This is a genomic window from Arthrobacter sp. Y3221114 (assembly GCF_059092625.1).
This window is the reverse complement of sequence record NZ_JBNHHW010000002.1, coordinates 162,403-186,642: the sequence shown is the minus strand read 5'-3', so window position 1 is coordinate 186,642 and position 24,240 is coordinate 162,403. Positions and strand designations below refer to the sequence as shown.

The following is a 24,240-nucleotide window of genomic DNA, read 5'->3' as shown; positions in this document are numbered from 1 at the left end:
CCGGCCCGAGGGGGTATGCGCATGCCAGCTGATCTGGCGGCCGCGGCGCCTTCCCATCCGGTGTCCGGACGTCCCGCCGGCCGCGCGTCGGGCGGCGTCAACGGACCCGGCGGGCCCTCCTCCACCGCTCCCGGTGCGCGGCTCCCGCGCAGGGCGCTGGTGGGCATCCCGGCCGCCCTGGTGGTGCTGGCCTTGATCTGCTTTGCCTCGCTGGCCCTCGGGGCGCGCCCCATCAGCGTGGAGGCGTTCATCCAGGCCTTCACCGCCTTCGACCCCGCCAACGGAGACCACGCCGTGGTCCACTCGCGCATCCCGCGGACCGTCACCGGACTGCTGGTGGGAGCGGCCTTGGGCGTCGCCGGCGCCGCGATGCAGGGCGTGGCGCGCAACCCGCTGGGCGATCCGGGCATCCTGGGCGTTAACGCCGGCGCGGCGCTCGCGGTGGTGGCCGGCATCTTCCTGTTCGGCGTGACCCAACTGTCCGGCTACGTCTGGTTCGCGTTCGCCGGGGCCGCGCTCGCCGCAGTGCTGGTCTACGGGGTGGCCAGCATGGGACGGGAAGGCGCCACCCCGATCAAACTGGCGCTCGCCGGCGCCGCCCTGTCCGCTGGGCTGAGCTCACTGATGTACTCGGTGCTGGTAACCAACCAGGACACACTGGAGGGCTTCCGCTACTGGCAGGTGGGATCGGTGGCCGGCCGCGGCTGGGACTTGATCGGCCAGGTGGCCCCGTTCATCGCCGTCGGCCTGGTTGTCACGCTGTTCACCGGAAGGATTTTGAACAACCTGTCGCTGGGTGACGACGTCGCCCGCGGCCTGGGCCAGATGGTGGGCCTGTCCCGTGCCCTCACCGCGCTTGGTGTGGTGATCCTGTGCGGCGCGGCCACAGCCATCGCCGGCCCGATCGCTTTCGTGGGCCTGATCATTCCGCACATGGTCCGTGCGCTGACCGGACCCGACTACCGCTGGATCCTGCCCTACTCCATGGTGCTGGCCCCCGTGCTGCTGGTCGGTGCCGACGTGGCGGGCCGCTTCGTTGCGCCGCCGGGCGAGATCGAAGCCGGCATCACCACCGCGGTCATCGGCGCTCCCGTGTTCATCTGGCTGGTCCGGCGGCGGAAGGCGGCCGGGCTGTGAGCCGGCTGCACACCCCGCGCGGAAATCGCCCGGAAGCGGCGCAGCAGGCGGCCGACTCCGCTCTGCCCCAGGCCCCGGATCGCCCAGGGCAGGGTTTGTCGTCGAGGGCAGGGTATATAGAGGGTGCCCTCGAAGACATACCCCGCCCTCGCGAAGGCAGCGACCAGCGAGCCGCCGCTTCGGGCAGGGCCGGACGACGCAGCCGGCGGCGCTCGGTAACCGTCGGCATTCTGGCGGGCATCGTCGTCGTACTGTTCTTTGTCGACGTCCTGCTGGGCAGCTACACCGTGACCATTCCGGACTTCCTCCGGTTGTTGGCCGGGGAACAGATTCCCGGGGCCAGCTTTATCGTGATGGAGCACAAGCTGCCGCGGGCCGTGATCGGCGTGCTGGTCGGGCTCGCGTTCGGCCTGGCCGGCAGCATCTTCCAGACCATGCTGCGGAACCCGCTGGCCAGCCCGGACATCATCGGCATCAGCTACGGGGCCAGCGCCTCCGCCGTGACCGCGATCGTCGTGTTCGGCGCGGCCGGGGCGGCGGTCTCGGCCGCAGCCATGGCCGGCGCGCTGGTGGTGGCGGCGGGAATTTACGCGATTTCGTACCGCTCCAGCACGGTGTCCGGGGCGGCCGGCTCGCGGCTGATTCTGGTGGGCATCGGCTTCGCGGCCGTGATGCAGGCCCTGGTCAGCTACCTGCTGACCCGCACGGACATCCGCACCGCCCAGGACGCGCTGGTCTGGCTGAACGGGTCGCTGAACTCCAGCAATTGGGACCGGGCGGGGGTACTGGTGGCCGGACTGGCCGCGCTGTTCGTCGCCGTGGCGCTGTTGGCACGCAGCCTGCGCGGCCTGGAAATGGGCGACGACGCCGCTGCGGCGCTGGGGGTCCGGGTGGGGCCGGCCCGCCTGGGCCTGATGGCTGTGGGCGTGCTGTTGGCCGCCGCAGCCACCGCGGCGGCAGGCCCGGTGGCGTTCATCGCGTTCCTGTCCGGGCCGATCGCCCGCCGGTTGCTGGGCGGTGCGGCTTCGCTGCCGGCGGCCGCGCTGGTGGGCGCCCTGATCGTGCTGGCCGCCGACTTCGCCGCGGCGAACCTCATTCCGATGTATCTGACCGACGGCGCCTCGCTGCCGGTCGGGGTAGTGACGGGTGCGCTGGGCGCGCCGTTCCTGCTCTGGCTGCTGGTCAACACCAACCGCCGAGGCCAAGGAGGCTAAGTGCGAACGCTCGAATCCCGTGACCTCACGCTGGCATACGACCAGCGCACCGTGGTGCAGGACCTCACCGTCCGGCTGCCAGAGGGCAAGGTGACGATCATCGTCGGGGCGAACGCCTGCGGCAAGTCGACGCTGCTGCGTGGACTGGCGCGACTGCTCAAGCCCGTTGCCGGGTCCGTGCTGCTGGACGGCAAGGACATCCACCGGCAGTCCACCCGCGAGGTCGCGAAGGTGCTGGGCCTGCTGCCGCAAAGCCCGGCGGCACCGGACGGCATCACGGTGGCGGAACTGGTGGGCCGCGGCCGGTATCCGCACCAGGGCTGGTTCCGGCAGTGGACCCGCGAGGACGACGACGCCGTGAACGCGGCTCTGGCGGCCACCGACACCCTGGAGCTGGGCGACCGGAACGTGGACGAACTCTCCGGCGGCCAGCGCCAGCGGGTGTGGATCGCGATGGCGCTGGCGCAGGAGACCGACGTGCTGCTGCTGGATGAGCCGACCACCTTCCTGGACGTCTCGCACCAGGTGGAGGTGCTGGACCTGATCACCGACTTGAACCGGCGCCGTGGCACGTCGGTGGCCATCGTGCTGCACGACCTGAACCTGGCCGCCCGCTACGCCGACCAACTCGTGGCGATGAAGGGGGGCCAGGTGGTGGCCGAGGGCGCCCCGGCCGACGTGGTCACCGAGGAGCTGGTGCAGACGGTGTTCGGACTGGAATCACGGGTGATCCCTGACCCGGTGTCCGGAACGCCGATGGTGGTTCCGGTGGGCCGCCACCACTGCGAGGCCTCCGCCCCGGCTGGAGAACCAGCCGCCGCGCCGGTCCTCTCCACGGCGGACCTCGAGCACAAAGAACCCGCGGCGTGAGCGGCGCCGGGCGGCGTCACCGACTGCCCGCACGGGCCCGTGCTGCGCTAAAGGAACCCGCCCGCGCAGCCGATGGAACGGACAAGGAGATACGGAGCACGATGACCGCCGTAGCAACTGAGACATCCGCCGTAGTGCCCGTGCTGGCCTTCGGCGTCGCCGTCGCCCGGGTAGAGGACCTCTCGCCGAGCTACCGGCGCGTCACGTTTTCCGGGGAATCACTCCGCCGCTTCGGCGTGGACGGGCCGACGCTGGATCTGCGGATCAAGGTGATGATCCCGTCCACCGGCGCCGACGGACGTCCGCTGCCGCTGCCGCTGCCGGCATTCGGCGGCCCCGTGCCCGCGGCCGATCCCGGAACCACGGCCACCCAGGGAGCCACGGCGGTCACCACCGGCACCGCGGTGGAACTGGGCGGCGGCTGGTACCAGCAGTGGCTGGCCACGGACCCGGCCCTACGCGGCTCCATGCGCACCTATACCGTCCGCGGATTCCGGCCGGCGGAAGGCGGCCGGGGCGCGGAACTGGACGTGGACTTTGTGCTGCATTTCGATGCCGAGGGAAAGGGCGGCCCGGCGTCGTGCTGGGCGGCCGCTGCCGCCCCGGGTGACGAGGTCACCATCATTGGCCCGAACGCCGCCGCGGCCAACTGCGCGACGGCCAAGAGCTACGGCGGCATTGAGTGGCGGCCCGGGCTGGCGTCGCACGTGCTGCTCGCAGGCGACGAGACCGCCGTTCCCGCCATCGCGGCCATCCTGGAGAGCCTCCCGGAGCACATGACGGGCCACGCCGTGCTCGAGGTTCCCGCCCCGGCGGATTTCCAGGACATCCGGTCTGCGGCGGACGTGCAGATCTCCTGGCTGGCGCGGGGCGGCCGCCCGCACGGGGAGTTGCTGGACGAGGCGGTGCGCGCCGCCGTCGTTGTGCCCGGAGCGGGCCTGGCCCCGTCCACGGGGGAGGACCCCGAAGACGTGGATATCGACCGGGTGATCCTGTGGGAAACCACCGCCGGTTCCACCCGGCCGTTCTATGCGTGGATTGCCGGGGAGGCGGCGGTCATCCGCGGGCTGCGCCGCTATCTGGTCCGGGACGTGGGAGTGGACCGCAAGCAGGTGGCGTTCATGGGCTATTGGCGGGCCGGTAAGGCCGAACTGTAGGGGTTGCGTACCCGCCCGTCCTCCATCGCGGCGCACTTGGCTGCCGGGGGACAGGGGAGCCGGTCAACGTGCCCGGTGGTCGCCAAGGCCGCGGACTAGGTTTTTGGTCGACACCGAGGCGGCCGCTGCCATACTTGCTCCATGGACGTTGATGGACAGCGCGACCCGGACGGATTCTGGGCCATGGTGGCCGAAGGGGAACAGCGTATTCGGGAAACTTTTGCTGAGTTGCCGTGTTTCGGCCTCGGCGGCTGGGATGGCGGCATCATGGTCGGCGAATGGATTTTCGACGGCGGTCCGCACGGGCTGCTGCATGGCGACCCGGGGCCGAGCGGGGCCGCTACGGCATCATCATCGAAGCGGCCGGGCTCGAGCCGGCGGGGGTGTCGCTGGAGAGCGTAGCCGACATCGAGCCTTGCCTGGCCGAACGGCGCTCCTGGCTGCGGCAGGTCCGCGGCGAAGCCGGATGAAGGCGGCGGGTGCCCTGCCCGGCCACCCGCCGCCTTGCCGTCCCCGGGGATAAGCTCCCTCCACCGGGGTTTTGCTGCCGGTCAGAGGTGGTTCATCCCCTCCATGAGGACGGAGCGCAGGATCTGCTCGATCTGGTCGAATTCGCGCTGGCCAATGGTCAGCGGCGGAGCCAGCTGGACCACGGGATCGCCCCGGTCGTCGGCGCGGCAGTACAAACCGGCGTCGAACAGCGCGTTGGACAGGTAGCCGCGCAGCAGGTGCTCCGACTCTTCGTCGTTGAACGTCTCCTTGGTGGCCTTGTCCTTGACCAGTTCGATCCCGTAGAAATAGCCCTCGCCGCGGACATCGCCGACGATGGGCAGGTCCAGCAGCTTTTCCAGCGTCTTGCGGAAGGCCGGGGCGTTCTCTTTGACGTGGTTGTTCAGGCCCTCGCGTTCGAAGATGTCCAGGTTGGCCATGGCAACGGCGGCCGAGACCGGGTGCCCACCGAAGGTGTAGCCGTGGTAGAACGTCGTGTCGCCGTGCTTGAACGGTTCGAACAGGCGGTCGGAAGCGATCATCGCGCCGATCGGTGAGTAGCCGCTGGTCATGCCCTTGGCGCAGGTGATCATGTCCGGCACGTAGTCGAAGTCGGTGGAGGCGAACATCGAACCGATCCGGCCGAACGCGCAGATGACTTCGTCGGAGACCAGCAGAACGTCGTACTCGTCGCAGATTTCGCGCACCCGCTCGAAGTACCCGGGCGGCGGCGGGAAACAGCCGCCGGAATTCTGCACCGGTTCCAGGAACACGGCGGCAACGGTGTCCGGGCCCTCGAACTCGATGGCCTCGCCGATCCGGTCCGCAGCCCAGCGGCCGAAGGCCTTCGGGTCTTCCAGGCCCGCCGGTGCGCGGTACTGGTTGGTGTTGGGAACGCGGAAAGCGCCGGGCACCAGCGGTTCGAAGGGTGCCTTCATGTCCGGGATGCCGGTGATCGACAGCGCTCCCTGCGGGGTGCCGTGATAGGCGACGGCGCGGGAAATCACCTTGGTCTTGTTGGGCTTGCCCTGCAGCTTGAAGTACTGCTTGGCCAGCTTCCACGCAGATTCCACGGCTTCACCGCCGCCGGTGGTGAAGAAGACCCGGTTCAGATCGCCCGGGGCGTGGTGGGCCAGGCGTTCGGCCAGCTCGATGGCCGCCGGGTGGGCGTAGGACCACAGCGGCATGAAGGCCAGTTCTTTGGCCTGCCGGGCGGCGGCCTGCGCGAGTTCCTCGCGGCCGTGGCCCACCTGGACCACGAAGAGCCCTGCGAGACCGTCGATGTATTCGCGGCCTTGGTCGTCGTAGATGAGGTGGCCTTCGCCGCGGGTAATCACCGGTACGTTGCCGCCGGCAACCAGCGGTGAGTGGCGGGCCATGTGCATCCACAGGTGGTCGCGGGCCGCCTGCTGGCGGTCCGTTCCCATCGGAGTGGTGTAGGTCCGGCGCATCGGGGCGTCGGTCGTCGTGCCGGCGGGTGTGCCTTGGCCCGGGATGCTGGTGCTTGGCGATGCGGATGTCTGTGTCATCGGGTTCCCCAGTTGTATTCCTGCTTGCGCAGAGAGAGGTACATGAATGTTTCGGTGCTCAGGACGCCGGGAATGCCGCGGATCTGGTTGACCAGCCGCAACAAGTCCTGGTCGTTTTCACAAATGACTTCGGCCAGAATGTCGAACGAGCCCGCGGTGACCAGACAGTAGTCCACCTGGTCCAGTTCCGCGATCTTGTCCGACACTTCCAGCAGGTCGGCAGCGGTCTTGATGCCCAGCATGGCCTGCCGCGCAAAGCCCAGCTGCAGTGGATCGGTCACCGCGACGATCTGCACGATGCCGGAGTCGATCAGCTTCTGCACGCGCTGCCTGACGGCTGCTTCGGAGAGCCCGACCGCCTTGCCGATGGCGGCGTAGGAACGCCGGCCGTCTTCCTGCAGCTGCTCGATGATGGCCTTGGAGACCTCGTCAACCGCAGGGCTGTGGCTGTTGCCGATGGGGCCGTGGCCGGCGCTGGGCAGCAAGGTCAAGCGTATCCACCTCCTAAGCGAATACCCGCCACCGGCAGGATTGCTGACTATTGAATCCGTTGTCAGGGAAGAGCGCAAGTGCTGATTTCGAAAAGATTAGCCGCCGCGGCTATCGAAATACGAAGACCTTGAGGCTACTATCTGTTGTGAAGCGGCTCACAGCAGCTTTTTGGCGCGGCAGTTCCGGCCGCCGGGTGCATACTTCGCGGGTGTGCCCGTTGCGACAGGACAATCGGCGTTCCGGAAGAGGGCTTGCTTCGGATTTCGTCGTGTAATCAAAAATTTACAACTGAAACTATTGTCGGGGTCTCCGGCGTCTGCAAGTATCGACGCACCAGCGAGGTCCGATCCGTCAACAGGAGCACCAGATGCCGAAACGACTACCTGAAGACCCACGCCTGCGCCGCCTGGTCGCTGCGCAGATGTCACGCCGCAACGTCCTCATGGGCGCCGGCGGACTGACTTTGGCCGGCCTGCTCGCTGCGTGTGGCACGGGCGGCACGGGCGGCTCGTCGAACACCGGTTCGGCAGGTGCGCTGTCACCGGCGGAAGACCTGTCTGACCAGGAAAAGGAAGTCAACTGGGCCAACTGGACCCTGTACCTGGACTATGACGACTCCACCCAGACCTACCCGTCGCTGGAGGCCTTCACGAAGCAAACCGGGATCCAAGCCAACTATTCCGAGGACATCGACGGAAACGACACGTACTTCGGGAAGGTCCAGGGCCAGCTCGCCGCCGGGCAGGACATCGGACAGGACATCATCACGCTCACCGACTGGATGGCCGCACGCCTGATCCGGCTCGGCTACACGCAGGAACTGGACCACGCGAACATTCCGAACGCGGCCAACCTGTTGGAAACCCTGAAGAACGTGGACTTCGACCCGGACCGGAAGAACTCCCTGACTTGGCAGTCCGGATACGCGGGCATTGCCTGGAACAAGGAAGCGGTCCCGGGCGGGCTGCGGACGGTATCCGATCTGTGGAAGCCCGAGCTCAAGGGACGCGTGGAAGTGCTCGACGAGATGCGCGACACCATGGGCTTGCTCATGCTGGAGAACGGCGTGGACATTTCCGGCGACTGGGGCACGAGCGAATACGACGCTGCGCTGGAGGTCCTGCAAAAGCAGATTGCCGACGGCCAGATCCGCCAGGTCAAGGGCAACTCCTACAAGGAAGACCTGATCTCCGGCGACGCGCTGGCAGTGATTTGCTGGTCGGGCGACATCACGCAGCTGAATTTCGAAGAGGGCGACAAGTGGCAATTCGCGCTCCCGGAAGCCGGCGGAACCCTGTGGTCGGACAACCTGCTGGTGCCGATCGGCTCGCCGCACAAGAAGAACGCGGAAGCGCTGATGGACTTCTACTACGATCCGGAAAACGCGGCGACCGTCGCGGCCTACGTGAACTACATCTGCCCGGTGCAGGGGGCCAAGGAAGCCATGGAGAAGATCGATCCGGAACTGGTCGACAATCCGCTGATCTTCCCCACGGACGAAGACCTGGCCAAGGTCAAGGTCTTTCGCAGCCTGGAAGCCGATGAGGAAACCGATTTCGGCAACCGTTTCCAGCAGGCGATCGGCAACTGATGACCCAGGCACCACTGAGGACAGAGCACGCCAACGCCATCGGCGAAGACAGCGGCGCGGATCTGGTACTGGCGTCCGTGACCAAGCGGTTCGGCGACTTCGTGGCCGTCGATGCCCTGGACCTGACTATTCCGGCGGGCCAGTTCTTTGCCCTGCTCGGCCCCTCGGGCTGCGGCAAGACCACCACCCTGCGGATGGTAGCCGGGCTGGAACAGCCGACGTCGGGGAGCATCAGCATCGGCGGCAAGGACATCAGCAAGACCAGCCCGCACCAGCGGCCGGTCAACACGGTGTTCCAGAACTACGCCCTGTTTCCGCACATGAGCGTGCTGGACAACGTGGCGTTCGGGCTGCGCCGGCGCAAGGTCCGCGACGCCCAGGAGCAGGCGAAGAAGGCGCTGGAGCTGGTGGAGCTGTCGCACCTGGCCGCACGCCGGCCGGCCCAGCTCTCCGGCGGCCAGCAGCAGCGGGTGGCGCTGGCGCGGGCGATCGTGAACCAGCCGGCCGTGCTGCTGCTGGATGAGCCGCTGGGCGCATTGGACATGAAGCTGCGCCGGCAAATGCAGGTGGAACTGAAGAAAATCCAGACCGAGGTGGGGCTGACCTTTGTCCACGTCACCCACGACCAGGAAGAAGCCATGACCATGGCGGATACCGTGGCCGTCATGAACGCCGGGAAAGTGGAGCAGATGGGGGCACCCAGGGAGCTGTATGAGCTGCCGCGCACCGTCTTCGTGGCCAACTTCTTGGGCAAATCCAACCTGGTCGCCGGTGAGATTATCGAGGACCGGGGCGACGCCGTCGTCGTCAATGCCAACGGCAACCGGCTGGCCGTGCTCAAGGAGCGCGCGACCGTGCACCGGGGCAAGGCGCTGATCGGCATCCGCCCGGAGAAGCTGAAGATGATGTGGCCGCATGATGCGCCGGCCGAGGCAGCCAACATCCTGCGCGGCACGGTGCTGGACACCTCGTTCACCGGGGTCAGCACCGAGTACTTGGTAGGGGTTGCCGGGGTGGGCACGGTGGGCGTGTTCAGCCAGAACCACGGCCAGCAGCTGGCGCAGCCGGGCGACGCCGTGGTGCTCAGCTGGGACACGGAGCACGCCTTCGGCCTGGACGGCGACGAGGAACCGCAGTACGGGGCGCCCGAGGACGGTGACTGATGAGTGCCCTTGCCACCGCAGACAAGTCCCCCGCTGCGGATAACGGACGCGGCAGCGGCGAGCTCAAGGAGGAACGCCGCCGGGGGCGGATGGGCTACTGGCTGATCCTGCCGGGCTTCTTCTTCCTGCTGCTGTTCTTCGTGCTCCCGGTGTTCTCGCTGCTGGCGACCTCGCTCTACACGAAGCCGCCGGGGGCCGACATCGGCCAATTCGCGCCGGCGCTGGAATTCAACAACTACGTGCGGGTGCTGGGCAGTTACTGGCCGGAGCTGCTGCGTTCCTTCGGGTTCGCGCTGGTCGCCACTGCCGCTGCACTGCTGATCGGCTATCCGATGGCCTATCTTATTGCGGTCAGGCTGCGCGGTCGCGGCCTGCTGCGGGGCATCCTGCTAGTGCTGATCATCGCGCCGTTCTTCACCAGCTTCATCCTGCGCACCCAGGCCTGGAAACAGATCCTCGCCGATGAGGGCCCGGTAGTCGCCGTGCTCAGGACGTTTGCCCTGCTCCCGGAGGACGGGCGGCTCACGGCCACCGCCTTCGCCGTGGTCTGCGGCCTGACCTACAACTTCCTGCCCTTCATGACGCTGCCCATCTACGCGAACCTGGAACGGCTGGACACCCGGCTGATCGAGGCCGGCAACGACCTCTACGCGAACGGCTTCACCACGTTCAGGACGGTCACGCTGCCGCTGTCGATGCCCGGGGTGATGGCCGGAACCTTGCTCACGTTCATTCCGGCGGCCGGGGACTACATTAATGCCTCGCTGCTGGGCAACAACCAGAACACCACCATGATCGGCCAGGTCGTCGACTCCCGGTTCTTCCGCGTCGTCGACTATCCGGGCGCCTCGGCACTGTCCTTTGTGCTGATGCTGGCCATCCTCGCCTTGGTCTTCATCTACGTCCGCCGTTTCGGCACCAAAGAACTGCTGTAGGGGGCCCTGACGTGAAAAACTCCTTCGGCCGCTGGCTGGTCCCTGTGTTCGGCGGACTGGCGTTCGTCTTCCTGCTGGTCCCGATCGCCTACGTTTTCGTGTTTTCCTTCAACGACGCCGGGCGCACCAACCTCACCTGGCGCGCCTTTACCTGGGACAACTGGACCAACCCGTGCGGCGCCCCAGCGGTCTGCCAGGCGCTGGGCAACAGCCTCCAGATCGGCGCGGTCGCCACGTTGATCGCCGTCCTGCTGGGCACCGCCATTGCAATCGGGCTGGTCCGCTACCGGTTCCGGTTCAATTCCACCGCCAACATGCTGATTTTCCTCCCGCTGGCCACCCCGGAAGTGGTCCTCGGCGCCTCGCTGCTGGCGCAGTTTCTGAACGTGGGCGCGGAACTGGGCAAGGGCACCATCATCATCGCTCACACCGTTTTCTGCATCTCGTTCGTCGTGGTCACGGTTAAGGCCCGGGTGTCCAGCCTCGACCCGAAGCTGGAGGAGGCAGCGGCGGACCTCTATGCCTCCCCGATGCAGGCTTTCTGGCGGGTCACCTTCCCGCTGCTGCTGCCGGGGATCGTGGCGGCAGCCCTGCTGAGCTTCGCGATCAGCTTCGACGACTTCATCATCACCAACTTCAACTCCGGCAACGTGGATACCTTCCCGACGTTCATCTACGTGGCCGCCACCCGCGGCATTCCCGCCCAGGCCAATGTGATCGGCTCGGCGATGTTCATCATCGCGCTGCTGATCGTCATCGGCGGGCAGATCCTCGCCCACCGCCGCGCCAAGATGTTGGCGGCACGCTGACCGCCGCCGGCTTGCTGACCAGGAGCACTTCATGATCGACCGGAACAGGCTGGCAGTGCTCTTCGCCCGCGAACTGCAGGACTTCGAGGCGAAGCATCCCCAGTCCAAGGCACTGTACGACGGCGCCTCCCACCTCTTCGGGAAAGTCCCGATGACGTGGATGAACAAGAAGCCGGGCGGCTTCCCCCTCTATCTGGCGCGGGCCCGTGGCTGCCGGGTGTGGGACGTGGACGGCCTCGAATACGTGGACTTCGCGCTGGGCGACACCGGCGCGATGGCCGGCCACTCCCCGGAGCCCACCGTCGAGGCCATGATCCGGCGTGCCGCCGAGGACGGCGGGCTGGCCACCATGCTGCCCACCGCGGACGCGGAGTGGGTCGGGGCGGAGCTCGCCCGCCGGTTCGGGGTGGAGCGCTGGAGCTTCTCGCTCACCGCCACCGATGCCAACCGGTGGGCCATCCGGCTGGTCCGCGCCCTGACCGGCCGGAGCAAGATCCTGTTCAATCCGTACTGCTACCACGGGTCGGTCGACGAATCGCTGATCGTAGCCGGCCCCGACGGCGAGGGGATGAACCGCCCGGGCAACGTCGGGGCGCCGGTGGACGTCACGGAGACCAGCAGGGTCGCGGAGTTCAACGATCTTGCGGCCCTGGAACGTCAACTTGCCCACGGCGACGTGGCGGCGGTGCTGATGGAACCGGCGCTGACCAACATCGGCATCGTGCTGCCCGAACCGGGCTACCTGGACGGCGTGCGGGAACTGACCCGCCGGCACGGCACCCTGCTGATCATCGACGAGACACACACCTTCTCCGCCGGACCCGGCGGGGCAACGGCGGCGTGGGGGCTCGAGCCGGACGTGGTGGTGATCGGCAAATCGATCGGTGGCGGCATCCCCTGCGGCGCCTACGGGCTCAGCGCCGAACTGGCCGAGCGGGCACTGGGCCGGACCGACCTGGACCTGGTGGACATGGGCGGTGTGGGCGGCACCCTGGCCGGAAACCCGCTGTCCGTCGCCGCCATGCGGGCCACGCTCGAACACGTGCTGACGGATCAGGCCTTCGCCGCCATGACCGCGCGTGCCGCGGAGTTCGCCGCCGGCGTGCAGCGGCTGATCGATGCTTATTCGCTGCCGTGGTCGGTGTCCCGGTTGGGTGCACGTGCCGAATACCGTTTCGCCAGCCCGGCCCCCCGGAACGGCACGGAGTCGGCGGCCAGCCACGACGGCCGGTTGGAAGACTTCCTGCATTTGTACCTGGCCAATCGCGGCATCCTGCTCACCCCGTTCCACAACATGGCCCTGATGTGCCCGCAAACCACCAGCGCCGACGTCGAACGGCACCACGAGGTCTTCGAAGAAGCCGTCCGGGAGCTGACGGGCCGCTGAGGCGGCCGCGCCGGGCCGTCGGCTTGGGATACTGGCTGGATGACGATCGCCAAATCCGCCATCCTGTTTGTCCTCGCCGCCATCGCGGAGATCGGCGGCGCCTGGCTGGTCTGGCAGGCGGTGCGCGAAGGCCGGGACTGGTGGTTCGCCGGCCTGGGCGTGATGGCCCTGGGCCTGTACGGTTTCATCGCCGCCCAGCAGCCGGATGCGAACTTCGGCCGGGTCCTGGCCGCGTACGGCGGAGTGTTCATCGCCGGGTCACTGGCCTGGGGGATGCTGCTGGACGGATTCCAGCCGGACCGCTGGGATTACATCGGCGCCGGCCTCGCGCTCGCCGGGGTTGCTGTCATCATGTACGCACCGCGCAGCGGCGGCTAAGCGGTGCCGGTCGGCGGTGCCGGTCAGCTGGCGCTGAGCCGGTGCGCTTGCCCGGCCAAGCGGAGGCCGGAGTCGCGCGGGCCGCTGCCGGAACGGTTCTTTGTTAATCTGGTCCGGTGACTTTTGCGAAGCGTTTTGTGGCCTTGGGGGATTCGTTCACCGAAGGGGTGGGGGACAAGGACCCCAACCTGCCCAATGGGGTGCGCGGCTGGGCCGACCGGGTTGCCGAGCAGCTGATGCTCGCCGATACCGGCTGGGGCTACGCGAACCTTGCCATCCGGGGCAAGAAGATCGCCCAGGTACTCAACGACCAGGTCGACGCCGCCGTAGCGCTCCGGCCGACCGTGGTGACCCTCTACGCCGGCGGCAACGACATCCTGCGCCCGCGGGTGGACATCGACGACCTGATGGCCGGGTACGAAGCCGGGGTGGCCAAGCTGGCGGCCACCGGGGCCGACGTCGTGCTGTTTACCGGCTTTGACACGGTGGCCTCGGCGGTCTTCGGCAAGACCCGCGGCCGCACCGCCATCTACAACGAATGGGTGCGGGAGATTGCCGACCTGCACGGAGCCAAAATCGTTGACTACTGGCGGATGCGCGAGTTCCGCGACTGGCGCTACTGGGACGACGACCGCCTGCACATGTCCACCGCCGGGCACACCTTGATGGCCAAGAAGGTGTTGGAAGTGCTGCAAGCAGAGGACATCATCGACCTGCCGGCGCTGCCGGACCTGGCGACGCTGACCCGCCGCCGCGCAATGGCCGCCAATGTCCGGTGGGCCCGGGAGCACCTGGGCCCGTGGATGGGGCGCCGGCTGCGCGGAACGTCCTCGGGGGACTCGCTCACCGCGAAGTACCCGCAGCTAACCGGGCTCCACGCCACCGGCCGGCCGGGGTAGTGTCGCGCAGAAGCGGGTCGACGCGGGCCCGTCGCGGGGACGACCGGGAGCCGGTCCTTATCCGGGCGCCCCGTCGGCCCATAACACTTGAAGCCTCAAGTTTTATGGCAGAATAGGGGTATGACTTCTGCACGCTGGCTCGACCCCGAAGAGCGCCAGGCATGGCTGGCCTTGCTGGCGGTGTCCACCCTGTTGCCGGGCAACCTTGACGCCCCGCTGTACCGGGAAGGCAAGCTGACGCTCTTCGACTACAACGTGCTGGCCATGTTGTCCGAGGCGCCGGACCGGTCGCTGCCCATGAGCGAGCTGGCCTCCCGCACCTATTCCTCGCTGTCCCGCCTCTCGCACGTGGTCAAGAAGCTCCAGGGCCGCGGCTGGGTTTCCCGGGCGCAGTGCGCCGACGACGCCCGGGTGACCATGGCGTTGCTCACGGATGCGGGGATGGCTGCGATCGTGGCGCTGGCGCCGGGACATGTCGAAACCGTGCGCCAGGCGGTTTTCGACGGACTGGACCGCAAGGATGTGCGGGACCTGGAGCGCATCGGCAAGAAGATCGTGCAGCAGTTGGAGCCCAGCAGTTGGGTGCTGCGCGAACCGCGGCTGAACAGTTGAGCCGCGCGCCCGGCACCGCGGCTCGCAACCGCAGTCGATGGGTGGCAGTTGGTTTGATCCAAACCGCCGCTGCCCCTAAGATGGAGAGGCGTTAAGTCACGCAACTTTGGCACCCCCTTGCCCAGGCAGAGGGAGACGACGTTGCGTGGCGTCCGTGTTTACCTAGAATTGAGGGTCGCGGATAGGCCGTGCTTCCCCCGGGAAATGCGCGGTTTATTGCACCTGACTTCACCGTCTTCCCCGCGGCGAGGCACTTCGGCTGGATCTCACCCCGCCAGGTTCACCTCCGGAAAGTCGCAGTAATAACGGTGTCACAACTGGTGGCGGGCGCTCTTACACGCAGATTCGCAGGCCGCTTTACTTACGTCTCTGCGTCAGGTCCGTCAATATTTACTACAACTGGAGGAGAGATCATGGCAGCACACTGCCAGGTGACCGGAGCCGAGCCCGGCTTTGGCCACAGCATTTCGCACTCGCACCGCCGCAACAAGCGCCGGTTCGATCCGAACATTCAGAAGAAGCGCTACTGGGTTCCGTCCCTGCGCCGCAACGTTACGCTGCAAGTTTCGGCCCGCGGCATCAAGACCATTGACGTCCGCGGCATCGACGCAGTCGTTGCCGAGCTCCTCGCGAAGGGTGTGAAGCTCTAATGGCAAAGGACAAGGACGTACGTCCCATCATCAAGCTGAAGTCCACCGCTGGCACCGGCTTCACCTACGTGACCCGGAAGAACCGTCGTAACGACCCGGACCGCATTGTCCTGAAGAAGTACGACCCGGTCATCCGCAAGCACGTCGAATTCCGAGAGGAGCGCTAAACATGGCCAAGAAGTCCAAGATTGCTCGCAACGAGCAGCGCAAGGTCGTTGTCGAGCGTTACGCCGCGAAGCGTGCCGAGCTGAAGAAGACCCTGGTCGACGTCAACGCGACCGACGAGGCCCGCGAAGAGGCCCGGCTGGGCCTGCAGAAGCTGCCCCGCAACGCGTCCCCGGTCCGCGTCCGCAACCGTGACCAGATCGACGGCCGTCCCCGCGGCACGCTCCAGAAGTTCGGAATCTCGCGCGTGCGTTTCCGTACCATGGCGCACAACGGCGAACTGCCGGGCATCAAGAAGTCCAGCTGGTAGGAATCCGGCTGGCTTCCTGGTGAAGCTGCTTCAAAGGGCGGCGGTCCATTCGGGACCGCCGCCCTTTGCCATGTCCGGGATGCATCGGGCAGGCGGCGGGAAGAACGACGGCGGTGCCACGCGGGACCGGGCGGCCGGGGACGCGCGGAAACGGCCCATCATATGCTCTCGGCGCAAAAAGCGGACCCCGCCGGGCGAAATCGGCCCAAAATCAGGGTATTTCGCTAAAAATTCCGCCAGATTCCGCGGATTTTGCCGGATCCGGGCGGCCAAGCTGGTAAGTTTTCGCTCAGTAGCTTTTCCGCAGCCTGCGGAGGCTCTGACCAAACCGAAGCAGTCCAGGAGGACAAAAATTGGCTATCAATCGCAGTGAACTTGTTGCAGCTGTTGCAGAGAAGGCCGGCACCAGCCAGACCGCAGTGAACGGTGTTCTGGACGCAGTGTTCGACATCTTCGCAAACTCCGTCGCCAAGGGCGAGAAGATCACCATCCCGGGCTGGCTCGCTGTCGAGCGCACCGACCGCGCGGCCCGCACCGGCCGCAACCCGCAGACCGGCGAATCCATCCAGATTCCGGCAGGCCACAGCGTGAAGCTGACCGCTGGTTCCAAGCTGAAGGCTGCTGTCGCCAAGAAGTAGTTTCCCACCAGACTTCCGCAGGACCGTCACCGGCAACCGGTGGCGGTCCTGCTCTTTAACGCCTTGACTTCTACCGGCGGTAAAATAGCCGGGCGGGGCGTGCGCCATGAGCATGCCCGTAAGCATCGGGACGGAGGACTCAGGGCATGGTCCAGCGGGAAGCGCGACTGCTGCGCGGCTGGCTTGGCGCTGCCGTGGCCACCTCCGCGGCTGCGCTGTCGCACCTTGCCGGTGGAGGACATGCGCCTGCCCTGGCCGTCTGGACACTGTCCCTCGCCCTCTCCGGGCTCGTGTGCGTGGGCCTGGCCGGCAAGTCCCTGTCCTGGCCGCGCCTGTTGGCCGCGGTGGGGGGCAGCCAGTCCATCTACCACCGGCTCTTCAGAATGGGCCACGGCGCCCCTGCGGGAATTACCCCGGGCGCCGGAGCCCATGCCGGACACGGCATCTCCTTGCCTCCCGGCGAATGGGTGGCGGCCGTACCTGCCCCGCCGGCTGCAGCCGAGGATTCGGCGATGCTGGCCGCCCACCTTGCCGCAGCCGTTGCAACGGTCGTGTTGCTGCGCCGCGGTGAACAAGCGGCCGCGGCCCTGGCCGGAACCATGTCGCTGGCAATTCCGCGCCGGCTGTACAGGTGGCATCCGGTACCGCTGGCCAGGCTCGCCGTCCCGGGGGCACGGGCTGTCGGCACACTCGCCGCGCTTGGAGTGCCGCTGCTTTCCCTGCGCCACCGGGGACCACCCCTGCATCACGCTTTCTGACCGGCGCACGTGCGCATCCCCCGACGAAAGAACGTGATGAACCCCCATACGACCGCCCCTGCACCCGTCCGCGTTGCCACCTCAGGGTCTTCGGCCGCCAGGCAGCGCCGCGAGGACGCCCGCCACACTGCCCGGCAGGCTGCCCTGCGCCGGCTGCTCGTGGCCGCCTTGGTGGCCATGCTGCTGTGGCTGTCGGCGGCGCTGACGCTGGCACGTCCGGCGTCGGCCCACGACGAACTGATCGGATCCACCCCGGAAAACGGCGCCGTCCTCGACGTCCAGCCCGAGAGCATCGTGCTGGAGTTCAGCGCGAATGTGATGGATATCGGCACCACCACCCAGGTCCTGGACACCGCCGGCACCGACTGGGCCGCCGGCGCACCGGTGCTCGGCGGCCGCGAGGTCACCATTCCCCTGCAGGACGGCATGCCCGACGGCGACTACCAGCTGGGCTGGCGGGTTGTCTCCAGCGACGGCCATCCGATCGAAGGAACCACGAAATTCTCCCTTGCGGCCGGCGGCACGGCCTCGCCCGCGGCATCCGCGTCCGCGGCCGGCGGATCCGGCAACACCGCCGAGGCGGCCGGGGAAGAGGACGGGGCCGGCAGCGGGGGACTGTTTCTCGCGTTGGGCGCCGGCACGCTGGCCATCCTGGCCGGGCTGGCCGCCTTCGTGATGAGCAAGCGGGGCGGAGGCGCTGGCGGTCGTGGCTGAGCGGCTGACCCCTGCAGCTGACCGGCGTCCTGCGGCCATCACCGCCGACGGGATCGGCAGGGGATGGGTCCTGGCCGGTGCGGTTGTCCTCGTCCTGGCGCTGGCAGCCGCCCTGCTCTACTCCGGGGCGGCCGCTACCCGCCAACTCTCCGACCCCGGCGCCTTGACCCGATGGGCGCTGCCGGTGGCCAAGGCCGCCAACAACACCGCCCTGGCGACAGTCATCGCCGCGCTGCTCTTCGCCGTCGGAATCCTGCCCAAGCAGTTGCGCCCCGGCCGCAGGCCGGACAACGGCGACGAGGGCCCCGAGCATCCCGCCTTCACGGCCGCGCTGCGGCTGGCCGCGGCCGCCGCCGTCGTCTGGACACTGGCGGCCATGGCCGTGCTGGTCTTCAGTTTCTCCGACGTCGCCGGGCTGCCGGTGAGCGGGGACGCCAGTTACACCGCCGGATTCATCGGCTTCATGACGGACATCGGGACCGGCCAGGCCTGGCTGTCCATCACCGTCGTGGCCGCCGTCGTGGCCACGCTGATCTTCGGACTCCGCTCCCTCCCCGGGCTGGGAGCCACCCTGGTGCTGGCAACCATCGGCGGGCTGCTACCGATGGCCCTGATCGGGCACTCGGCCGGCGGCGACGACCACTACGGGGCCGTGAACTCCATCGGACTGCACCTGCTGGGTGCCTGCCTCTGGGTGGGCGGAATCATCGTGCTCGCGGTCATCTCCGGGACGCTGGGCACCAAGGACATCACCGGGCAGGTGCTGCGCCGCTACTCATCGCTGGCGCTGATCAGCTTCGGCCTGGTTTTCTTCTCCGGCATCATCAACGCGTCCATTCGAATCACCTCGCTGGACCAGCTCTCCAGCCCGTATGCGGTGCTCGTGGTGATCAAAGCCCTCGCCACGCTGCTGCTGGGGGCAATCGGCTTCATGCACCGGCAGTGGATCATCCCCGAACTCGGAACGAAGTCCGGCAAGCGCGTCCTCTGGCAGCTGATCACCGTGGAACTCCTCATCATGGCGGCGGTCTTCGGTGTGGCCACGGCGCTGGCCCGCACCGCGCCGCCCACGCCCGAGGAATTGCCGCTGGACGCGTCCCCCGCACGCATCCTGACCGGTTACGAGCTGCCGCCGGAACTGGTCGGGAGCAGTTGGCTCACCGTCTGGCGGTGGGACTGGCTGTGGGTGACGTTCGCCTTGGTCACCGGCATCGCCTACCTGGTGGCAGCCGCCAGGCTGCGCCGGCGCGGCGACGGCTGGCCGGTGGCGCGGACCATCAGCTGGATTGTCGGCCTGCTGGCGCTCACCTATGTCACGTCGGGGCCGCCGGCAGTCTACGGGATGGTGCTTTTCAGCGCGCACATGCTGGACCACATGGCCCTGACCATGGTGGTGCCGCTGTTCCTCGTGCTGGGCTCGCCGGTCACCCTGGCGCTGAAGGCGCTGCCGCCGCGCCGCGACGGCAGCAAGGGCCTGCGCGAATGGATCCTCTGGCTGGTGCATTCGAAGTATTCCGCGATCATCACCCATCCGCTCTTCACGGCAGCGAACTTCGCCGGCTCGATCATCATCTTCTACTACTCGCCGCTGTTCGGCTTCGCCCTGCGCGAGCACGTGGGGCACGAGCTGATGAACCTGCACTTCCTGCTCACCGGCTACCTGTTCATCCTCTCGATGATCGGCCAGGATCCGCTGCCGCGGCGCGCGCCCTATCCGTTGCGGCTGTTGCTGCTGTTCGCGACGATGGCCTTCCACGCTTTCTTCGGCGTCGCCCTCACCAGTTCCACGGCCCTGATCCAGGCCTCCTGGTTCGGCAGCATGGGACGGGAGTGGGGACTGTCGGCCATGGACGACCAGCAACTCGGCGGGGCCATCATGTGGGGCATCGGGGAAATACCCACCCTCTGCATCGCCATCGGAGTGGCAATTGCCTGGTCGCGGTCCGACGCGCGGGAAACAAAGCGTAAAGATCGTTCGGCCGAGAGGAATAACGACGCCGAACTGGCGGCTTATAACGATATGTTTGCCAAGATGGCCCGGCAGGACGCACGCGTGGTCCCGCCGGGGGCAGCAAGGCCTGCCGCCGGGCCGGGCACGGACTCCGGCGACCATGAACTTCCGACAACGACCACCGGGCAGCCGCCCGTTCCGGAACCGGGTGACGCCGGCCGGGCACAAGGAGAAACCAGATGACTGAGGCAGCCGACACCATCCGCAGCGACTACCGGGTCCGTGCCTCCGACCTGGTGGGCCGCAACTGGCTCAATACCGGCGGCAAGCAGCTGGGGTTGGAAGACCTGCGGGGCAAGATCGTGCTGTTGGACTTCTGGACCTTCTGCTGCATCAACTGCCTGCACGTGCTGGACGAACTGAGGCCGTTGGAGGAAAAGTACAAGGACGTGCTGGTCACCGTTGGCGTGCACTCCCCGAAGTTCGAGCACGAGGCCGACCCCGTGGCGCTGGCCGCCGCCGTGGAGCGGTACGAAATCCACCACCCGGTGCTCGATGATCCGGAACTGGACACCTGGCAGGCCTATGCCGCCCGGGCCTGGCCGACGCTGGTGGTCGTGGACCCCGAGGGCTACATTGTGGCGCACCTGTCCGGCGAAGGCCACTCCGGCGGCTTGGCGTCGCTGGTGGAGGAACTGGTGGCCGAACACGAAGCCAAGGGCACCCTGCACCGCGGCGACGGGCCGTACGTGCCGGCGGAAACCACCGCCGGCGACCTGCGCTTCCCGGGCAAGGTCATTCCGCTGCCGGACGGCGTCGGCTCCGCCGGCGGGTCCTTCCTGGTCAGCGACACCGGTCACCACCGGCTGGTGGAACTTGCCGCGGACCTGTCGACAGTCCTCAAGACCTACGGTTCGGGAACGAAGGGCTGGCAGGACGGGCCGGCCGACGCTGCGCAGTTCAACGAGCCCCAGGGAGTGGCCCTGCTTCCGGAAGGGATCCGCGAAAAGGCGGGCTACGACGTCGTTGTTGCGGATTCCGTGAACCACCGCCTCCGCGGCCTGTCCCTGGCCACCGGCGAGGTGACCACGGTCGCGGGCAGCGGAGTGCAGCGGCTGCTCGATGCCGACTCCCAGCGCACCGCCCCCGGGCTCGCCGAAGCCGGTCCCGGATCCGTGGCCGACGAAGCGGCTTCCGGGGAAGGGCTGGGGGAGGAGCTGGCAGAAGCCATCGCATCTGGCCGGGAGCAGCTTCCCGCCGACCCGCTGGCCGTCTCGCTCAGTTCGCCGTGGGACGTGCTGTGGTCCACCCGCCTGGAGGCCGTGGTGATCGCCATGGCCGGCGTGCACCAGATTTTCACCTTTGATCCGTCCTCCGGTGCGGTCGACATCCTTGCCGGTACCGGACTGGAAGGCCTGCAGGACGGCGAGGCCGCCGCGGCCTGGTTCGCCCAGTCGTCCGGCTTGGCCGAGGATGCGGCAGGCGCAATTTGGGTTGCCGACTCGGAAACGTCCGCCCTGCGCAAGATCTCCTTCGTGGAGGTCAAGGGCGGGCACCGCGCGCAGGTTTCCACCGCCGTCGGCACCGGCCTCTTCGATTTCGGATTCCGCGACGGGGAGGCAGCCGAGGCACGGCTGCAGCATCCGTTGGGCGTGGCCGTCCTGCCGGACGGCTCGGTGGCCGTGGCGGATACCTACAACGGGGCGGTACGCCGTTACGACCCGGGCAGCGGGACCGTCTCCACCCTGGCGCGCGGCCTGGCCGAGCCGTCCGACGTTCTGTTGGACACCTCTGCAGTGGCCGGCGGCGGCGAGCCGCTGCTGCTGGTGGTCGAAGCGAACAAGCATCAGCTCGTCCGGCTTCCCCTCCCCAAGGAAGCGCTGAAGGTGGACGAGGGGGCCTCCCAGACGCAGCGGCCCAAGACCGAGGTCTCGGCCGGGCCGCTGGCGCTGACCGTCCGCTTCGCAGCCCCCTCCGGCCAGAAGCTGGATGACCGCTGGGGAGACCCGACCCAGCTGAAAATCTCTTCTTCACCGGAGAACCTGCTGGTTTCCGGCGCGGGCACCTCCGTGGGGCTGGTGCGCGAGCTGGTGCTGTCCGACGAGGTCGGCGAGGGCGTCCTGCACATCACCGCTCGGGCGGCGGCTTGCGACGGCGAGCCCGGCGGCGAGATCCCGGACCATGCCGCCTGCCACCTGTACCAGCAGGACTGGGGCATCCCCGTGGTCATTGGCTCCGGAACCGGCGAGATGACCCTGGACCTGCGCGGGCTGAACTAGGCGGGCCGCGCGGCAGGACTGCCAACGCCGGAGGCGGACAGGACCAGCCTGTCCGCCTCCGGCGTCTCAGGTGGAGCGGACTCAGTACTCCACGACGGGGGTCAGGGTCACATTGCCGTCATTGACGGACAGCCGGCCGGTGAAGCCGAACTCCTGCTCGATTTCCCGCTCGACGGCGGCGCCGGTGAACAAATCGATCTCCACGACGTTCAGCTTGGCGACGCCGGTCAGCGGGCTGAGGACCCAACTGCCCTTGAACGGCTCTATCTTGACGTCCGGGTACTTCACGATCGACCAGTTGATGGTGCTGTCCTGGACGCGGTCCATCGCTGCGCTGAACGGGCAGCCGGAGGGCTGCAGCACGCGCTGCTCCGCGCACGAGTCAAGGAAGGCGTTGACCTGCGCGCCCAGGTCCTGAACGAGCTTGGGCGTGGCTGCCGTCGCCAGCGAGAGCCGGGCGTCCTGTGCGTTTTGCGGGCCGGTCAGCACGGACTCGACGACCGGGGCGGCGAAGTAGTCGCTGGCGTAGTGGGCCTCGAAGGTTCCGGGATAGAACACCGCAAAGGAATTCTTGCCTTCCGGCAGGGCCACCCGGGTGCCGTTAAGCGAGGCTTCGTTCTCGTTGATCACGTCCACGCTGATGGTGGGAAGGGTGCTGGGCACGAAGGACCACTGGTTGAAAAAGAGCCACGTCGTGCCGGTCTTCTCCAAGGCGAACGTCGAGGTGTGCGCGTCACCGCCAACCGTGTAATGGACGGGCAGGTCCACCTTGTTCTCGCCCGCCGGCACCGGATCTCCGATTTCCAGGTCTTCGAGATCCTCTACCGAGGACTTGAGTGCGGCGCCGTCGAGCATGGCGGCGTTGGCGTCCGGCACGGTTGCGTGGAGCAAACCCAGCGCCGCACCGCCGTCGCCGTCTTCCAGCGCCTTGAAGTAGGCCTTCACCTGGTGCTGCGGGCTGAACACGAACGCATTGACCAGCATGATCGTCAGGGCAGCAGCGGCCACGGCAAGCATCAGGCACAGCAGCCACGTGGCTACGGTCCTGAGCACTGTCGAATTTCCCACCCGCACTACGTTACCTGCTGGCAGGACGCGTTACCTGTTGGCGGCGCGGTTCCCCGGTTCCGCGTGGGCTGCGTTACGTGCCGGTAATTGTGCCGCTCTGCCATAATCGGCTCATGGAACCGGCAGCGGAGGACCTTAGGCATTTGCGGCGCTGCGTCGAACTGGCCCGCGAAGCGTTGGACGACGGCGATGAGCCGTTCGGCTCGGTGCTGGTCGATGCCGGCGGCGACGTGCTGTTCGAGGACCGCAACCGGGTCAAGGACGGCGACCATACCCGGCATCCGGAGTTCGAGATCGCCCGTTGGGCCGCGCGGAACCTCCCACCCGAGGAACGCCGCGCGGCGACCGTCTACACCTCGGGCGAGCACTGTCCGATGTGTTCGGCAGCGCACGCGTGGGTGGGCCTGGGACGGATTATCTACGCTGTGTCATCGGATCAGCTGGGCCGGTGGCTGGCGGGGTGGGGCATAGCGCCGGCCCCAGTGGCCGCGTTGCCGATTCATGTGGTGGCACCGGGAATCCCGGTCGGCGGGCCGTCCGACGAGCTTGCGGACGAGGTCCGCGAGCTGCACCGGCAGTTCCACCGGCGCTGAGCTCGGGGACTACTGCTGAACCGCGAACGGCGGGCGCATCAGCCCGTCGTCCACGGACTCCGCCGGATCCGAGCCCAGCTCTACGATCCTGTTGCCCGCGTCTACATGCACCACGGACGGCACGAAGGACCTGGCCTCGTCATCGGTCATGTCGGCGTAGGTGATCAGGATGACGAGATCGCCTTCGTGCATCAGGTGCGCGGCCGCACCGTTGATGCCAAGCACGCCTGAGCCGCGTTCGCCGGCGATGGCGTACGTCTCCAGCCGGGCGCCGTTCGTGACGTCCACAATGGAAACCAGCTCGCCGGGGAGGATGTCGGCGGCGTCCAGCAGGTCGAGGTCCACGGTCACGGACCCGACGTAATGCAGATCCGCATGCGTGACCGTCGCGCGGTGGATTTTGGACTTGAACATTTTGCGCATCATCGCCTACCAGTTTAGTCTCCACCCCG

The 24,240-nt window shown here is 67.6% G+C and carries 26 protein-coding genes; 22 read left to right on the top strand and 4 right to left on the bottom strand.

Annotation, left to right across the window (positions count from 1 at the left end; all coding sequences use genetic code 11):
• Positions 1-21 precede the first annotated feature (21 nt).
• The 5 genes from AC5RV3_RS04915 to AC5RV3_RS04895 all read left to right on the top strand — a co-directional run bounded on the left by AC5RV3_RS04915 (position 22) and on the right by AC5RV3_RS04895 (position 4,848).
• Entirely contained in the window at positions 22-1,137 is a 1,116-nt protein-coding gene (locus AC5RV3_RS04915) for a FecCD family ABC transporter permease (protein ID WP_494121159.1), read from the top strand.
• Positions 1,138-1,364: 227 nt separating this feature from the next.
• Entirely contained in the window at positions 1,365-2,351 is a 987-nt protein-coding gene (locus AC5RV3_RS04910) for a FecCD family ABC transporter permease (RefSeq protein ID WP_494121500.1), read from the top strand.
• On the top strand, positions 2,352-3,221 hold the full coding sequence (locus AC5RV3_RS04905) for an ABC transporter ATP-binding protein (protein WP_494121158.1): 870 nt from the start codon (positions 2,352-2,354) through the stop codon (positions 3,219-3,221).
• 101 nt (positions 3,222-3,322) lie between these two features.
• Entirely contained in the window at positions 3,323-4,378 is a 1,056-nt protein-coding gene (locus AC5RV3_RS04900) for a siderophore-interacting protein (protein WP_494121157.1), read from the top strand.
• A 278-nt stretch (positions 4,379-4,656) separates the two neighbouring features.
• A complete protein-coding gene (locus AC5RV3_RS04895) occupies positions 4,657-4,848 on the top strand; it encodes a hypothetical protein (RefSeq protein WP_494121156.1) in 192 nt (63 codons plus the stop codon).
• An 81-nt stretch (positions 4,849-4,929) separates the two neighbouring features.
• On the opposite strand, the gene AC5RV3_RS04890 is transcribed toward AC5RV3_RS04895, so the two are convergent.
• Together AC5RV3_RS04890 and AC5RV3_RS04885 are read right to left on the bottom strand one after the other, a co-directional pair.
• Positions 4,930-6,318 carry an aspartate aminotransferase family protein gene (locus AC5RV3_RS04890; RefSeq protein WP_494112861.1) on the bottom strand — a complete coding sequence of 463 codons (1,389 nt, stop codon included), beginning with the start codon at positions 6,316-6,318 and terminating at the stop codon, positions 4,930-4,932.
• 74 nt (positions 6,319-6,392) lie between these two features.
• Positions 6,393-6,887: an Lrp/AsnC family transcriptional regulator gene (locus AC5RV3_RS04885; RefSeq protein WP_494112817.1), complete on the bottom strand. Its 495-nt coding sequence runs from the start codon at positions 6,885-6,887 to the stop codon at positions 6,393-6,395.
• A 368-nt stretch (positions 6,888-7,255) separates the two neighbouring features.
• Here AC5RV3_RS04885 and AC5RV3_RS04880 point away from each other — a divergent pair, with 368 nt between their 5' ends.
• The 16 genes from AC5RV3_RS04880 (at position 7,256) to AC5RV3_RS04805 (ending at position 22,127) form a co-directional block, all read left to right on the top strand.
• Positions 7,256-8,479, top strand: coding sequence for an ABC transporter substrate-binding protein (locus AC5RV3_RS04880; protein ID WP_494121155.1), 1,224 nt, complete (start codon positions 7,256-7,258; stop codon positions 8,477-8,479).
• Positions 8,479-9,642, top strand: a complete 1,164-nt coding sequence (locus tag AC5RV3_RS04875) for an ABC transporter ATP-binding protein (RefSeq protein WP_494121154.1) — start codon at positions 8,479-8,481, stop codon at positions 9,640-9,642. Before AC5RV3_RS04880 ends, AC5RV3_RS04875 begins: the two co-directional genes overlap by 1 nt.
• Positions 9,642-10,577 carry an ABC transporter permease gene (locus AC5RV3_RS04870; RefSeq protein WP_494121153.1) on the top strand — a complete coding sequence of 312 codons (936 nt, stop codon included), beginning with the start codon at positions 9,642-9,644 and terminating at the stop codon, positions 10,575-10,577. The genes AC5RV3_RS04875 and AC5RV3_RS04870 overlap by 1 nt, the downstream gene beginning before the upstream one ends.
• Positions 10,578-10,588: 11 nt before the next feature.
• Positions 10,589-11,386, top strand: a complete 798-nt coding sequence (locus AC5RV3_RS04865; protein ID WP_494121152.1) for an ABC transporter permease — start codon at positions 10,589-10,591, stop codon at positions 11,384-11,386.
• Between the two features lie 31 nt (positions 11,387-11,417).
• Positions 11,418-12,773, top strand: coding sequence for a transaminase (locus AC5RV3_RS04860; RefSeq protein ID WP_494121151.1), 1,356 nt, complete (start codon positions 11,418-11,420; stop codon positions 12,771-12,773).
• A 39-nt stretch (positions 12,774-12,812) separates the two neighbouring features.
• A complete protein-coding gene (locus AC5RV3_RS04855; protein WP_494121150.1) occupies positions 12,813-13,151 on the top strand; it encodes a YnfA family protein in 339 nt (112 codons plus the stop codon).
• Positions 13,152-13,267: 116 nt separating this feature from the next.
• The gene (locus AC5RV3_RS04850; protein ID WP_494112824.1) at positions 13,268-14,050 is read left to right on the top strand and encodes an SGNH/GDSL hydrolase family protein; all 783 of its coding nucleotides are present in this window, start codon (positions 13,268-13,270) and stop codon (positions 14,048-14,050) included.
• A gap of 120 nt (positions 14,051-14,170) precedes the next feature.
• Positions 14,171-14,662 carry a MarR family winged helix-turn-helix transcriptional regulator gene (locus tag AC5RV3_RS04845; protein WP_494112825.1) on the top strand — a complete coding sequence of 164 codons (492 nt, stop codon included), beginning with the start codon at positions 14,171-14,173 and terminating at the stop codon, positions 14,660-14,662.
• A gap of 413 nt (positions 14,663-15,075) precedes the next feature.
• Positions 15,076-15,312, top strand: a complete 237-nt coding sequence (rpmB, locus tag AC5RV3_RS04840) for a 50S ribosomal protein L28 (RefSeq protein WP_136785732.1) — start codon at positions 15,076-15,078, stop codon at positions 15,310-15,312.
• Positions 15,312-15,479: a 50S ribosomal protein L33 gene (rpmG, locus tag AC5RV3_RS04835; RefSeq protein ID WP_127512989.1), complete on the top strand. Its 168-nt coding sequence runs from the start codon at positions 15,312-15,314 to the stop codon at positions 15,477-15,479. Before rpmB ends, rpmG begins: the two co-directional genes overlap by 1 nt.
• Positions 15,480-15,481: 2 nt before the next feature.
• Positions 15,482-15,787, top strand: coding sequence for a 30S ribosomal protein S14 (gene rpsN, locus AC5RV3_RS04830; protein ID WP_493939214.1), 306 nt, complete (start codon positions 15,482-15,484; stop codon positions 15,785-15,787).
• A 353-nt stretch (positions 15,788-16,140) separates the two neighbouring features.
• A complete protein-coding gene (locus tag AC5RV3_RS04825) occupies positions 16,141-16,425 on the top strand; it encodes an HU family DNA-binding protein (protein ID WP_494112826.1) in 285 nt (94 codons plus the stop codon).
• A 146-nt stretch (positions 16,426-16,571) separates the two neighbouring features.
• On the top strand, positions 16,572-17,183 hold the full coding sequence (locus tag AC5RV3_RS04820; RefSeq protein WP_494121149.1) for a hypothetical protein: 612 nt from the start codon (positions 16,572-16,574) through the stop codon (positions 17,181-17,183).
• A gap of 36 nt (positions 17,184-17,219) precedes the next feature.
• The gene (locus AC5RV3_RS04815) at positions 17,220-17,897 is read left to right on the top strand and encodes a copper resistance CopC family protein (RefSeq protein WP_494121148.1); all 678 of its coding nucleotides are present in this window, start codon (positions 17,220-17,222) and stop codon (positions 17,895-17,897) included.
• Entirely contained in the window at positions 17,890-20,091 is a 2,202-nt protein-coding gene (locus AC5RV3_RS04810; protein WP_494121147.1) for a bifunctional copper resistance protein CopD/cytochrome c oxidase assembly protein, read from the top strand. Before AC5RV3_RS04815 ends, AC5RV3_RS04810 begins: the two co-directional genes overlap by 8 nt.
• A complete protein-coding gene (locus tag AC5RV3_RS04805) occupies positions 20,088-22,127 on the top strand; it encodes an NHL domain-containing thioredoxin family protein (protein WP_494121146.1) in 2,040 nt (679 codons plus the stop codon). Before AC5RV3_RS04810 ends, AC5RV3_RS04805 begins: the two co-directional genes overlap by 4 nt.
• Positions 22,128-22,208: 81 nt before the next feature.
• Here the strand turns inward: AC5RV3_RS04805 and AC5RV3_RS04800 are convergent, their stop codons facing one another.
• On the bottom strand, positions 22,209-23,195 hold the full coding sequence (locus AC5RV3_RS04800) for a hypothetical protein (RefSeq protein WP_494112831.1): 987 nt from the start codon (positions 23,193-23,195) through the stop codon (positions 22,209-22,211).
• A 113-nt stretch (positions 23,196-23,308) separates the two neighbouring features.
• On the opposite strand from AC5RV3_RS04800, the gene AC5RV3_RS04795 reads away from it, so the two are divergent.
• A complete protein-coding gene (locus AC5RV3_RS04795; RefSeq protein WP_494112832.1) occupies positions 23,309-23,788 on the top strand; it encodes a nucleoside deaminase in 480 nt (159 codons plus the stop codon).
• A 9-nt stretch (positions 23,789-23,797) separates the two neighbouring features.
• On the opposite strand, the gene panD is transcribed toward AC5RV3_RS04795, so the two are convergent.
• A complete protein-coding gene (panD, locus tag AC5RV3_RS04790) occupies positions 23,798-24,214 on the bottom strand; it encodes an aspartate 1-decarboxylase (RefSeq protein ID WP_494107479.1) in 417 nt (138 codons plus the stop codon).
• Positions 24,215-24,240: the final 26 nt, after the last annotated feature.